Here is a 13,544-nt window from a genome sequence, read left to right as displayed (position 1 = left end):
CCAAAACCCCGCGCACAGGTTAAAGCTCGCCCGCAGGATATTTCAGGAGACCAAAGACATGAGCGAGCTTCCCGGCATTGTCATCACCGGCGCCTCCGGCCGCATGGGCCAGATGCTGATCAAAACCGTTGTGGCCTCTGACAAATGCAAACTTGTCGGCGTGGTCGAGCGCGCGGGCCATGACTGGATCGGGCGCGATATCGGCGAGGCCATGGGCGGGGCGGCGCTGGGCGTCACCGTCACGGATGACGCCTTGGACGCTTTCGCGAAAGCGCAGGCGGTGATCGATTTCACCGCACCTGCCGCGACCATTGCATTCGCCGGGCTCGCGGCGCAGGCCCGCTGCGTCCATGTCATCGGCACCACGGGCATGACCGAGGAAGATCTCGCAAAGATTACCGCCGCCGCGCGCCATGCCACGATCATCCGCGCCGGCAATATGTCGCTTGGCGTCAACCTGTTGACCAAGCTGACCAAAATGGTCTCTGCCGCGTTGGACGCCGATTACGATATCGAGATCATCGAAGCCCATCACAACCGCAAGGTGGATGCGCCTTCGGGCACCGCGCTGATGCTGGGCGAGGCCGCCGCCGAGGGGCGTGGGGTGAAGCTCGAGGAGGTGCGCGACTCGGGGCGCGACGGCATCACTGGCGCTCGCAAACCGGGCGACATCGGCTTCTCTGCCATCCGTGGCGGCGATATCGTCGGTGAGCACGATGTGATGTTCGCGGGCGAGGGAGAGCGGATCATCCTGCGCCATGTCGCCTCCGATCGCTCGCTCTTTGCTAAGGGCGCCTTGAAAGCCGCGCTTTGGGGGCAGGGCAAGAAACCCGGCGAATATGACATGCTGGATGTGCTGGGCCTTTGAGCCGAGCGACAGATGAAGCAAAAGAAAACCCGCGTTCGAGAGGACGCGGGTTTTTCCTTGTTGCCTGACGGTCGATGTCAGAAATCGATGGCGAGGCCTTTTTTCTCCCAATCGCCATAGCGCACCGGTTCCGGCCCGTCGCGCCCGCCAAGCTCGGTCGGCATCGCCTTGACCGCCTCTTCGCGGGCCTTGCGGCGGTCTTCTGCCTCCTGAAGCGCGCGCTGGGCAGCGGCGGGCAGGTGCGAGATGTCGCGTTCCTCGGTCTTATGTACGGGCTGATCGCTCATGGCCATGTCCTTGGTGTGTCCTTCGGATTTTCTTGTCCGGCTTCCCCAACTGATATACGGGGTCGGACCATGAAAACAAGATCATCTGATGTCGCCGGGCTTGCCGCCCGCCGGGCCGCTCTGGCCCTTCTGGACGCCGTGCTCGTGGAGAAACGGCTCCTGTCCGAAGTGCTGCTCAATCGCACGAAAGATCTCTCGCCCGAGGATCGCGCCCGCGCCCAGCGGCTCGTGACCGAGGCGCTGCGCGTCATCGATCGCTGCGACCGCATGCTCGGGCCGCATCTCTCGAAACGCCCCGCGCCGCATGTGATGAATGCCCTGCGCATGGGGGTGTTCGAGATCTGCGCCATGCAGGAGGCCGCTCACGGTGTGGTGAACGCCTATGTGACGCTGATGCAGGAGCGCCCGAAATCCAGCCATTTCAAAGGGCTGGTCAATGCGGTCCTGCGCAAGATCGACGCGGAAAAGGCGAAATGGGACGGGTTGCCGGCGCCGATGCTGCCGAAATGGCTGCGCAAGCCGCTGGTGGCGGATTTCGGCAAGGCCGGCGTGGCGGCGATGGAGGCGGCACAGGCCAAGGGTGCGCCCTTGGATCTGACCGTGAAATCAACCGTGAAATCGGATGCCGAAGGCTGGGCCGAAAAGCTCGGCGGCACGGTGCTCCCCACCGGTTCGGTCCGTCTGGATGCCGCGGTACAGGTGACCAAGCTCGACGGGTTCGCGGCAGGCGACTGGTGGGTGCAGGACGCGGCCGCCAGCCTGCCGGCGCGAATCCTTGCGCCCGAGAAAGGCGCCCGTGTGCTCGATATGTGCGCCGCGCCGGGCGGCAAGACCATGCAGCTCGCGGCCATGGGGGCCGAGGTCACCGCGCTCGACATTTCCGAATCGCGGATGGCGCGGGTGCGGGAAAACCTCGCTCGCTGTGGCCTGTCGGCGGAAATTGCCGTCGGCGATGCGCTGGAATACGAGGGCGGGCCGTTTGATGCGATCCTGCTCGATGCGCCTTGCACGGCGACGGGCACGATCCGTCGGCACCCCGACTTGCCGCATGTGAAAGACGGATCGGATTTTCCGGGTCTTTTCGAGTTGCAGGAACATCTGATCGACCGGGCTTTGGGGATGCTTAAACCGGGCGGAAAGCTGGTCTATTGCACCTGTAGCCTGCTCATCGACGAGGGCGAGGAACAGGTGCGCGACGCGATGGCACGTCACCCCGGCCTGACCGTCGATCTCGAAGCACTGCGCATCCCGGGGATTGATTCCGACTGGATCGGCGAAGAGGGGCTCAGAACCCGGCCCGACTATTGGCCCGATCTCGGCGGCATGGATGGATTCTTCATCACGGTGCTGAGACCCGGGGCTTGAGCGGGCATTTCCGAATGACAGCGGTCCTCCCGCTCGCTATCTTTCAGGGCAAACGAAAATGACCCGGAAAACAGGGTGGGGCAGGCCCGGCATGTCGCAGAGCGAGGATTGGCGCGTAAGAAATATTCGCCGCATGAACAGGTATCATGCGTGGCGCGCCGCGCGTGCGAAACCGGCCATGGGATTCGTGTCGCAACCGGAACCGAAATCCATCGGCTCCTTTGCCCGTGGGCGGCAACTCATCGGCGGCAATTTCCTGTTCGCCGGCTATCTGGTCGAGGCGCCGAATACGTCGATCTGGGATCTCGAAGCCCCCGCATCCGGATTTGTCGAGGAAATTCATGGTTTTGCCTGGCTCGACGATCTGGCGGCCGTGGGCGATTTCAATGCGCGGCATCGGGCGCAGGACTGGATCAAGCTCTGGATGGAGCGCTACGCGCGCGGCACAGGTCCCGGCTGGACCCCGGATCTGACCGGGCGACGGCTCATCCGCTGGATTCATCACGCGCTGTTTTTCCTCTCCGGCCAGGAGAGCGAGGTTTCCAACGCCTTTTACCGCACGCTCGGGCAGCAGACGATTTTCCTGTCGCGGCGCTGGCAGACAGCGAGCCCCGGCCTGCCCCGGTTCGAGGCGCTCACCGGGCTGATCTATGCCGGTCTGTCGCTGGTCGGCATGGAGGAGCATGTCGCCCCCGCGGTCAAAGCCTTGGCTCATGAATGCGCGGCGGAGATTGACGAAGAGGGCGGCATTCCGACCCGCAATCCGGAAGAGCTTCTGGAAGTCTTCACGCTCCTGACCTGGGCGGCGGCGGCGCTCTCGGAAGCTGGCAAAATCGCCGACACGGCGCATCTCGAGGCGATCGAGCGCATTGCGCCGACCCTGCGGGCGCTGCGCCATTCCGACGGCGGGCTGGCGCGGTTCCATGGCGGCGGGCGCGGCGCCGAGGGGCGGCTCGATCACGCGCTGGCCAGTTCGGGCAACAAGACGCCGCCGGGGCAGGCGCTTCACATGGGGTTTCTGCGGCTCTCGGCCGGGCGCAGTTCGATCATCGTCGATGCCGCGCCGCCGCCGCGTCAGGAAGCTTCCTATAATGCCCATGCCTCGACTCTGGCGTTTGAACTGACCTCGGGACGTCGGCCGCTGATCGTCAATTGCGGCGCCGGCAGCAGTTTCGGGGCCGATTGGCGCCGTGCAGGCCGGGCGACGCCGTCGCATTCGACCCTGGGGATCGAAGGATTCTCGTCATCGCGGCTCGGGCCGAAAAAGATGATCGGCGGGCATCTGCGCGAATTGCTCGTGGACGTGCCCGACGATGTGCGGCTCGAACTGCGTGCGGGGGATGATGGCGGCGGCTTTGTCGCCGGTCACAACGGCTATACGCCGACCCATGGGCTCACCCATATCCGCCAGATCGAACTGTCGAAAGACGGGCGCGGCATTGCCGGCGAGGACACGCTGGCGACGATCACCGCCGAGGACGAGCGGCAATTCGACCGGATGATGGACCGGCTCAAGCTCCAGGGCATCCCGTTTCAGGTGCGGTTCCACCTGCATCCGGATGTCGATGCGGAGCTTGACATGGGCGGCACCGCGGTGTCGCTGGCGCTCAAATCCGGCGAGATCTGGGTGTTCCGGCACGATGGTCGCGCGAAATTGAGCCTCGAGCGCTCAGTTTATCTGGAAAAAAACCGATTAAAGCCCCGTGCGGCGAAACAAGTGGTTCTATCTGCGGCGGCAATGGATTATGCGACCCGTGTCCGTTGGACATTGGCCAAGGCGCAGGAGACGCCGACGACGCTCCGCGACCTTGAGATGGACAACGAGACCCTGAGCTGAACGACTGCCATCGAGCCTCTTTGCTCGATCATCTGGGGACTGCCACCATGACCGATCTTTATCCCGTGAAGCGCGCGCTTCTTTCCGTATCCGACAAAACCGGCCTCATCGAGCTGGGCAAGGCGCTCGCTGCCAAGGGCGTCGAACTGCTCTCCACCGGTGGTTCGGCCAAGACGCTGCGCGATGCGGGGCTCGCGGTCAAGGACGTGGCCGATGTCACCGGTTTCCCGGAAATGATGGACGGGCGCGTGAAAACCCTGCACCCGCGTGTGCACGGCGGGCTTCTGGCGCTGCGCGACAATGCCGAACATGTCAAAGCCATGGAAGAGCATGAGATCGGTGGCATCGACCTGTTGATTGTGAACCTTTACCCGTTCGAAGCCGCGCTGGCCCGTGGTGCCGCGTATGACGAGATGATCGAGAACATCGACATCGGCGGTCCGGCGATGATCCGCGCGGCGGCGAAGAATCACGGGTTCGTCACCACCATCGTCGATGTCGAAGATTACGACGCGCTGATCGCCGAGCTCGACGCCAACGACGGCCAGACCTCCTATGCGTTCCGTCAGAAAATGGCGCAGATCGCCTACGCCCGCACCGGCGCCTATGATGCCGCCGTGTCGAACTGGATGGCCGATGCCATCGGTGAGGCGGCCCCGCGTCGTCGCGTTGTCGCCGGTCAGATCAAGCAAACCCTGCGCTACGGCGAAAACCCGCACCAGTCCGCCTCCTTCTATGTCGACGGCTCGGAGCGTCCGGGCGTTGCCACCGCCGTGCAGCATCAGGGCAAGGAACTGTCCTACAACAACATCAACGACACCGATGCGGCGTTTGAGCTGGTCGCCGAGTTCGATCCGGCGGAGACCCCGGCCGTGGCGATCATCAAACATGCCAACCCTTGCGGTGTGGCGAAAGGTGCGACTCTCATTGAAGCCTATAACAAGGCGTTCGATTGCGACCGCACATCGGCCTTTGGTGGCATCGTGGCGCTGAACCAGAAACTCGATGCCGAGACCGCCAAGGCGATCACCGAAATCTTCACCGAGGTCGTCATCGCGCCGGGTGCCTCCGACGAGGCCAAGGAAATCTTTGCCGCCAAGAAGAACCTGCGTCTGCTGACCACCGAGGGTCTGCCGGATGTTCTGGCGAAGCCGAACACGATCCGTCAGGTTGCTGGCGGCTACCTGTTCCAGGACAAGGATGCGGGGTTCATCGGCATGGACGATCTGAAAGTCGTCACAGAGAAAGCCCCGACCCCGGAACAGATGAAAGACCTGCTGTTTGCCTGGAAAGTCGGCAAGCACGTCAAGTCCAACGCCATCGTCTACGTCAAGGATCAGGCCACCGTCGGTGTCGGCGCCGGTCAGATGTCGCGTCTCGACTCGGCCCTGATCGCCGCCAAGAAAGCCGAACGCATGGCCGAGGCCATGGGGCTCGATGAACCTCTGACCAAGGGCTCCGCCGTGGCGTCCGATGCGTTCTTCCCCTTCGCCGACGGTCTGCTCGAAGCGGCCGCCGCCGGTGCCTCCTGTGTCATCCAGCCGGGCGGCTCGATGCGCGATCAGGAGGTGATCGACGCGGCCAATGAGGCGGGTCTGGCCATGGTGCTGACCGGCATGCGCCACTTCCGTCACTAGGAGGTACAGATGCGGATCACGGCACTTGCAGCGCTGATCACATTCGTGATCGACCAGCTCTCGAAATGGGCCGTGGTCCAGGTCATGGATCTCAAGACGGTGGGGCAGATCGACGTTCTGCCCCCCTATCTCGTGTTCCACATGGCGTGGAACCGCGGCGCCAATTTCGGGCTCTTGTCCGGTCATGGCGACCTGTTGCGCTGGGGCTGGGTGGTGCTCGCCGTGGCGATCTCTGCGGGTATCCTGATCTGGGTGCGGCGCGAGCCGATGTCCTGGCTCGGCAAATTGAGTGCCGGCCTCCTGATCGGTGGTGCGCTTGGCAATGCCGTGGATCGCATTGCCTATGGCGCCGTGGCGGATTTCCTCAACATGTCGTGTTGCGGCTTTTCCAACCCCTATTCTTTCAATATTGCCGATATCATGATTTTCGCCGGTGCTTTCGGTCTCATTCTTTTCACCGGCGAGCGTAAAAACCGGGCGTGACCTCGGCTGTCGTCTGGTCTAAACATGCTCTGACGCGATTTGGCGCAACGCTCAGGCGAAGGGAAGGTTTCATGGTCTCGAATGTGCTCCGGACAGGTGTGTGCCTCTTGGCACTGGGCGCTCTCGTGGCCTGTGGCCAGAGCGGTCCGCGCACGCCCAACCGGGTCAAGACCGGGCCGGATGAGTTCTCCATCGTCCCGGGCAAACCGCTGCAGGAACCGGCGAATTACACCGATCTGCCGGCGCCGACCCCGGGCGGGGCCAATCTGACCGATGCGACACCGAAGGCCGATGCCATCGTGGCGCTCGGCGGGCGGGTGCCGACAGGCGGTGTCGATGGGGGCATCGTCTCCTATGCCTCGCGCTATGGCGTCGATCCGGCGATTCGTGCCGATCTCTCCAAGGCGGATGAAGGACGTCGCACCGGTCGCGGTAGCTATGAGCGCGCTTACAAGCGCTTTGCCCTCGATGCCTATGAGGAATGGCTGCGTCTGCGCGCGATGGGGGTGACCGTGCCCTCTGCCCCGGCAGAGTAACTCGGCCCCGAAAGACGCTCTCCGGGCGCGTCGGATGCCGCGCCCAAAGGGAGGGCGCTCGCACCGCTTCACTTCCCCGTCATGTCGGTTGTGCTGTGCTTCGCTTTGGCGCAACTATGATCTGACTGAAGCCTGATGTGATCGACAAAGGTGCCCTTATGAGAAACGCATTGATGGCGGCGCTGGTCGCGCTGCCTTCCTCTGTCTTTGTGACCCCCGTGACCGCGGCCCTGGCCGCCGAAGTCAGCCATTATCAATTGGACAACGGGATGGAGGTCGTGGTGCTCGAGGATCACCGCGCCCCGGTCGTGGCCCATACGGTCTGGTACAAGATCGGTGCCGCCGATGAACCGGCCGGCAAAAGCGGCATCGCGCATTTCCTCGAACATCTGATGTTCAAGGGCACCGACGATCTGGCCTCGGGCGAGCTGTCCGAGACCGTGACCCGCAACGGCGGCTCCGACAACGCCTTCACCTCCTGGGATTACACCGCCTATTATCAGCGCATCGCGGCGGATCGTCTCGGGCTGATGATGAAGATGGAAGCCGACCGGATGCGCGATCTCGAGATGACCGAGGACGATGTGAAAACCGAGCGTCAGGTCATTCTGGAAGAACGCAACCAGCGCACCGACAACGATCCGGGCGCGCTGTTCCGCGAACAGACCCGTGCGGCGCAATATCTCAACCATCCTTACGGCATCCCGATCATCGGCTGGCGACAGGAGATGGAACAGCTGTCGCGCGACGATGCGTTCAATTTCTACCACCGCTATTATGCGCCCAATAACGCCATCCTCGTGGTCGCCGGCGATGTCGATCCGGATGAGGTTTTCGACCTGGCGAAGCAATATTATGGCCCGGTGGCACCCACGCCGGATCTGGCGCCGCGTGCGCGTCCGCAGGAGCCGCCGCAGCTCGCCGAACGGCGGCTGACCATGTCCGACCCGCGGGTCTCGCAGCCCTCGATCGCCCGCAGCTACCTCGCGCCCGAACGCGATCCGGGAGATCAGAAGACGGCTGCGGCACTGGAAATTCTCGCCTCGCTTCTGGGGGGCAATTCCACCACCTCCTATCTCGCCCGCCATCTCGCATTCGACGACGCCAAGGCGATCTATGTCGGGGCCTATTATGACGGGGCGGCGATCGACGACACGACCTTCAACCTGGTGATGGTGCCGACGCCCGGGGTCTCGATGCAAGAGGCCGAAGACGCGCTCGATACCACTTTGGCGCAATTCCTCAAGGACGGCGTCGATCTGACGGAGTTCGAGCGGCTCAAGACCCAGCTGCGCGCAGGCCGCATCTATGCCGAGGACAATATCGAGGGGCTGGCCCGCCAATATGGTGCCGAGCTTGCCATCGGGCTCACGCTCGAAGATGTCGAAGCCTGGCCCGATATTCTGCAATCGGTGACGCCCGAGGATGTCATGGCGGCCGCCGCAGAGGTCTTTGACCGCGGTCGGGCGGTCACCGGCTGGCTCAGCCCGGCTGCCGCAACGGATACGGTCACGGAAGGAGCCGAAGGATGAAACGCTTCATTATCGCCGCCGCCGCGCTGATCATGCTCACCCTGCCGGCTCTGGCCGCGGTCGAGGTCCAGGACATCGAGACCCCCGGCGGGATCAAGGCCTGGCTGGTCGAGGAACATTCCATCCCTTTCACCGCGCTGGAAATCCGGTTTCGCGGTGGCACCGCGATGGATCGCCCCGGCAAACGCGGTGAGGTCAATCTGATGATGGCAACGCTCGAAGAGGGCGCGGGCGATCTCGACGCACAAGGCTTTGCCAATGCCCGTGACGATCTGGCGGCAAGCTACAGTTTCGATGCCTATATGGATTCGGTGACCATCTCGGCGCGGTTTTTGACCGAGAATCGCGATCAGGCGGTGGCGCTGTTGCGCGCGGCGCTGATGCAGCCGCGATTCGATCAGGATGCGGTGGATCGGGTGCGGGGGCAGGTCATGTCGATCCTGCGCTCGCAGGCCACCGATCCGGGCGATATCGCCTCGGAGACCTTCTATGCCCAGACATTTGGTGACCATCCCTATGGCAGCAATGACAATGGCACACCCGAGAGCGTCGCCGGGCTGACCCGCGAGGATATGTTCGCGGCCAAGGATCGGGTGATGACCCGCGACCGGCTCTATGTCGGGGCGGTCGGCGATATCACCGCCGAAGAGCTGTCGAACCTGCTCGACGATCTTCTGGGCGAATTGCCGGCAAACGGGCCGGACCTGCCGGCGCAGGTCGAACCGACCCTGCCGGGAGATCTTACCGTGGTGCCGTTCCAGACGCCGCAATCCGTCGTCCTCTTCGGCCAGAAAGGCATCACCCGTGACGACCCGGATTTCATCCCGGCCTATATCGCCAATGAGATCCTCGGTGGTCATGGCGAATCCCGGCTGATGGATGAGGTGCGTGAGAAACGCGGTCTGACCTACGGCATCGGTGCGTACCTCGTCGCCTTCGATCATTCCGAACTGGTCATGGGGCAGTTTTCTTCCGGCAATGCCTCGGTTGCCGAGGCCATCGATGTGGTCAAGGACGAATGGGCAAAATTCGCCGCAACCGGCCTCACCCAGGATGAGCTCGACATGGCCAAGACCTATCTGACCGGGGCCTATGCGCTCAGATTCGACGGCAATGGCCCGATCGCGCGCATCCTCGTCGGCATGCAGATGGACGGGTTGTCAAAGGACTATATGAAGACCCGCAATGACATGGTGAATGCGGTGACGCTCGATCAGGTCAACGCGGCGATCAAGCGGATCTATGACCCGAAACAGCTCACATTCGTCGTGGTCGGTCAGCCCGAAGGCTTGCAGACCAACTGAGGGATCCTGCGATCCGGGGGTGCATTTCCCCCGGATTTCCTCATGGTCGAATCGGGAAATCTCATGCTACTCCTAGTGGCATGAATTCCCCGAGCCGCAAAATAAGCCAAGAAACGCCGCGTCCCACCATTCGTCAGCTCGACGAGGGCGCGATCAACCGTATTGCCGCGGGCGAGGTGGTCGAACGGCCTGCCTCCGCCGTCAAGGAACTGGTCGAAAACGCCATCGATGCCGGCGCGCGCCGGATCGAGGTTGACTATGCCGATGGTGGCAAAACGCTCATTCGCGTGACCGACGATGGCTGTGGCATGACCGCTGACGACCTGCCGCTGGCGCTCTCGCGCCATGCGACGTCGAAGATCGACGGTTCGGATCTCCTGGACATCCACACATTCGGGTTTCGTGGCGAGGCGCTGCCCTCGCTGGGGGCTGTCGGGCGGCTGAAACTCACCTCGCGCGCCCCCGGTGCCGACGGCGTCACGCTCTCTGTCTCGGGGGGCAAGATGGAGCCGGTGAAGCCCGCCGCGCTCAGCCGGGGCACGGTCGTCGAGCTGCGCGATCTGTTCTACGCCACGCCGGCGCGGCTCAAGTTCCTGCGCACCGACCGGGCGGAGGCGCAGGCGATCACGGATGTGATCAAACGCCTCGCCATGGCCGAGCCCTATGTCGGCTTCACACTGCGCGATGTCTCGGGCGGCGGCGAAGGTCGGGTGACCTTCCGTGCCGATCCGCAATCGGGCGATATGTTCGACGCGCTGCATGGACGGCTCGCCACGATTCTGGGCAAGGAATTCGCCGAGAATGCGCTTGCCATCGATGCCGAACGCGAGGGGCTGACGCTCACCGGTTACGCGGCGCTGCCGACCTATTCGCGCGGCTCCGCCGTGGCGCAGTTCCTGTTCGTCAATGGCCGTCCGGTGCGCGACAAGCTTCTGGTCGGCGCGCTCAGAGGCGCCTATTTCGATTTCCTGTCGCGCGACCGACATCCGGCGGCCTGTCTCTTCATCACCTGCGACCCGCATCTGGTGGATGTGAACGTGCACCCGGCGAAATCCGAGGTGCGGTTTCGCGAGCCGGGGATCGCCCGCGGGCTGATCGTCTCGGCGCTACGCCATGCGCTGGCCGGGGCCGGGCACCGCGCCTCGACCACGGTGGCCAATGCCACCTTGGGCGCGATGCGGCCCGAGCCGACCGGGGCGGAGCCGCCGCGCGTCTATCAGATGGACAGGGCTTCAACGGGGCCGTCGCTAGGCTCGAGCTATTCCGCCCCCTATCGCCCGTCGCAAGAGGTGATGGAGCAAAGCTACGACTGGCAGGCGCCGGAACGCCCGGCGCCGATGGAAACCCCGGGTTTCGCCGAAATGTCCCAGCCGTCTGCCCGCATGGAACAGGTCGAGGCCCAGCCGGAGACCGAGGCGCTGCCCCTGGGCGCGGCGCGGGCGCAGGTGCATGAGAATTACATCATCGCCCAGACCGAGCGCGGCATCGTCATCGTCGATCAACATGCGGCGCATGAGCGGCTGGTCTATGAAAAGCTGAAACATCAGATGGCCGAACACGGCGTCAAATCGCAGGCGCTGCTGATCCCCGAGATCGTCGATCTTTCCGCCAATGATGCGCAAATGCTCTTGGAGATGGCCGAGGATCTGGCCAAGCTCGGTCTGGTGATCGAGCCTTTCGGGGGCGGTTCCATCGCCGTGCGCGAGACCCCGGCGATTCTCGGTCGCGTCGCGGCCAAGGCGATGATCGAGGACATTCTCGATGAGCTGGCGGACTTGGGCGACAGTTTCACGGTGCAGGCGCGGATCGAAGCGGTGCTGAGCCGCGTCGCCTGTCACGGCTCGATCCGTTCGGGCCGCCGCATGCAGGCCGATGAAATGAACGCGCTCCTGCGCGAAATGGAAGCGACACCGCATTCCGGCCAGTGCAACCACGGCCGCCCCACCTATGTCGAGCTGAAGCTCTCCGACATCGAACGCCTGTTTGGACGCACATGACCCTCGATTTCAATGATCCGCTGACCCTGGCCGCCGTGATCGGTGGCGCGATCCTGTTGGTGTTTTTCATTCTGCTCCTCACGGTGCTGAAACGCTCCGGCGAGGCGGCGCGCATGGCGCTGCCGATTGCGCAGCAGATGAATCAGCTCGGCCAGCGGGTGCAGATGCTCTCGGACGGGCAACAACAACTCGCCGGTGGGCTGACCCATGTCTCCGAGGCCCAGGTGGCGTCGCAATCGAAAATGCTCGAGCTGATGGAAAAGCGCCTCGCGACGGTGTCCGAGGCGATGAACGTCAACCTGCAGGGCTCGGCGCAGCGCACGGCGAAAAGCCTTGGCGAATTGCAGCAGCGGCTGGAGACCATCGACAAGGCGCAGGCCAATATCGAGAAACTCTCGGGCAATGTGCTCTCGCTGCAGGACATCCTGTCGAACAAACAGACCCGCGGGGCGTTTGGTGAGATCCAGCTCAACGATATCGTTGGCAAGGCGCTGCCGAAAGACAGCTATACTTTGCAGGCGACGCTTTCGAATGGTCGCCGCGCTGATTGTCTCATCCACCTGCCGAATCCGCCGGGTCCGATTGCCATCGACAGCAAATTTCCACTGGAACCCTATGAGGCGCTCCGGCGCGCCGACACGCAATGGGAACTCAATGAGGCCGCGAAACTGATGCGACAGGCGGTGAAGAAGCACATTGCGGATATTTCCGAGAAATACATTCTCGAGGGCGAAACCGCCGATGGCGCGCTGATGTTCCTGCCCTCCGAGGCAGTCTATGCCGAGTTGCACGCGAATTTCCCGGAACTGGTGCGCGAAGGGTTCGAGAAACGGGTCTGGATTGTCTCGCCCACGACCTGCATGGCGACGCTCAACACCATGCGGGCGATCCTCAAGGATGCCCGCATGCGCGAACAGGCCGGGGCCATTCGCAAGGAGCTGTCGATGCTCTATGCCGATGTCGAACGTCTGGGCACGCGCGTCGGCAATCTCGACCGGCATTTCGGCCAGGCGGCGAAGGATCTCGAAGACATCAAGATCTCTGCCGAGAAGGCCGGCAAGCGGGCGCATCGGTTGGATAATTTCGATTTCGAGGAACTGGCGGAGGCCACCCCCGAGCCGTCTTCCGCACAATCTCCCGCGGTCCTTGTGCAAAAATCGTAAGACAGTGCCCTGCGATCCCGATTCTTTGACTTAGGTCATGTGCCGATCTGTGTGTAAGATACACACTCAGTCAGACCTGATTGGAGGACACCACCATGGACATCAGCCCGCACAAAGTTGCCTTTGTCATCGTGCGCGCGCGCGAGCTTGGGGTGAAAGTTGGTCGTTGGGATCGCCCGACGGACGATGCCGATGCCGACACGATCCTTGAATCCCGCCCCTCGGACGGAACCGAGCGCGAACTCACGAGTTTCATTCGCAATCTCAACGAGGATGAGAAAGCCGCGCTTGTCGCCCTCATGTGGATCGGACGCGATACGTTCGATGATTATGACGAGGCCTATGAGACCGCGAAACAGGAGGCCATCGGTCCGACCGAAAGATACCTGATGGGAATCCCGCTTCTGGCCGATTACCTCGAAGATGCGCTGGAAAGCCTCGGGGTCGACACTTCCGAGATCGAAGACGAGATCTATCGCAAGGTCTGACGGCTCCCGAGGCCGGGCCGCCCGTTGGCCCGGCGGATCGGCTGTGC

The 13,544-nt window shown here is 63.2% G+C and carries 12 protein-coding genes; 11 read left to right on the top strand and 1 reads right to left on the bottom strand.

The window, feature by feature from the left end:
- Positions 1 to 58: 58 nt before the first annotated feature.
- A complete protein-coding gene (dapB, locus tag BM151_RS11120; RefSeq protein ID WP_090060798.1) occupies positions 59 to 868 on the top strand; it encodes a 4-hydroxy-tetrahydrodipicolinate reductase in 810 nt (269 codons plus the stop codon).
- Positions 869 to 945: 77 nt separating this feature from the next.
- Here the strand turns inward: dapB and BM151_RS11115 are convergent, their stop codons facing one another.
- Positions 946 to 1,155, bottom strand: coding sequence for a DUF1674 domain-containing protein (locus BM151_RS11115; protein WP_090061131.1), 210 nt, complete (start codon positions 1,153 to 1,155; stop codon positions 946 to 948).
- A gap of 69 nt (positions 1,156 to 1,224) precedes the next feature.
- On the opposite strand from BM151_RS11115, the gene BM151_RS11110 reads away from it, so the two are divergent.
- From BM151_RS11110 to BM151_RS11065, 10 genes are all read left to right on the top strand, one after another.
- A complete protein-coding gene (locus BM151_RS11110) occupies positions 1,225 to 2,520 on the top strand; it encodes an RsmB/NOP family class I SAM-dependent RNA methyltransferase (protein ID WP_090060797.1) in 1,296 nt (431 codons plus the stop codon).
- A 133-nt stretch (positions 2,521 to 2,653) separates the two neighbouring features.
- A complete protein-coding gene (locus BM151_RS11105) occupies positions 2,654 to 4,357 on the top strand; it encodes a heparinase II/III family protein (RefSeq protein WP_245781185.1) in 1,704 nt (567 codons plus the stop codon).
- Between the two features lie 47 nt (positions 4,358 to 4,404).
- Positions 4,405 to 5,994 carry a bifunctional phosphoribosylaminoimidazolecarboxamide formyltransferase/IMP cyclohydrolase gene (gene purH / locus BM151_RS11100; RefSeq protein ID WP_090061130.1) on the top strand — a complete coding sequence of 530 codons (1,590 nt, stop codon included), beginning with the start codon at positions 4,405 to 4,407 and terminating at the stop codon, positions 5,992 to 5,994.
- 9 nt (positions 5,995 to 6,003) lie between these two features.
- Entirely contained in the window at positions 6,004 to 6,477 is a 474-nt protein-coding gene (gene lspA, locus BM151_RS11095; RefSeq protein WP_090060795.1) for a signal peptidase II, read from the top strand.
- Between the two features lie 98 nt (positions 6,478 to 6,575).
- The gene (locus BM151_RS11090; RefSeq protein WP_245781200.1) at positions 6,576 to 7,013 is read left to right on the top strand and encodes a DUF3035 domain-containing protein; all 438 of its coding nucleotides are present in this window, start codon (positions 6,576 to 6,578) and stop codon (positions 7,011 to 7,013) included.
- Between the two features lie 158 nt (positions 7,014 to 7,171).
- Positions 7,172 to 8,545 (top strand): M16 family metallopeptidase, encoded by a 1,374-nt coding sequence (locus BM151_RS11085; protein WP_090061129.1) that lies wholly within the window; start codon positions 7,172 to 7,174, stop codon positions 8,543 to 8,545.
- A complete protein-coding gene (locus BM151_RS11080; protein ID WP_090060793.1) occupies positions 8,542 to 9,849 on the top strand; it encodes a M16 family metallopeptidase in 1,308 nt (435 codons plus the stop codon). Before BM151_RS11085 ends, BM151_RS11080 begins: the two co-directional genes overlap by 4 nt.
- Before the next feature lie 80 nt (positions 9,850 to 9,929).
- Positions 9,930 to 11,846: a DNA mismatch repair endonuclease MutL gene (mutL, locus tag BM151_RS11075; RefSeq protein ID WP_090060792.1), complete on the top strand. Its 1,917-nt coding sequence runs from the start codon at positions 9,930 to 9,932 to the stop codon at positions 11,844 to 11,846.
- Positions 11,843 to 13,009 carry a DNA recombination protein RmuC gene (locus BM151_RS11070; protein WP_090060791.1) on the top strand — a complete coding sequence of 389 codons (1,167 nt, stop codon included), beginning with the start codon at positions 11,843 to 11,845 and terminating at the stop codon, positions 13,007 to 13,009. Before mutL ends, BM151_RS11070 begins: the two co-directional genes overlap by 4 nt.
- Before the next feature lie 95 nt (positions 13,010 to 13,104).
- Positions 13,105 to 13,497, top strand: a complete 393-nt coding sequence (locus BM151_RS11065) for a DUF3775 domain-containing protein (protein WP_090060790.1) — start codon at positions 13,105 to 13,107, stop codon at positions 13,495 to 13,497.
- Positions 13,498 to 13,544 lie beyond the last annotated feature (47 nt).

Source organism: Celeribacter neptunius (assembly GCF_900113955.1).
Taxonomy (GTDB): Bacteria; Pseudomonadota; Alphaproteobacteria; order Rhodobacterales; family Rhodobacteraceae; genus Celeribacter; species Celeribacter neptunius.
Note: the sequence above shows the minus strand (reverse complement) of the source record. Positions and strands in the feature narration are given on the sequence as shown.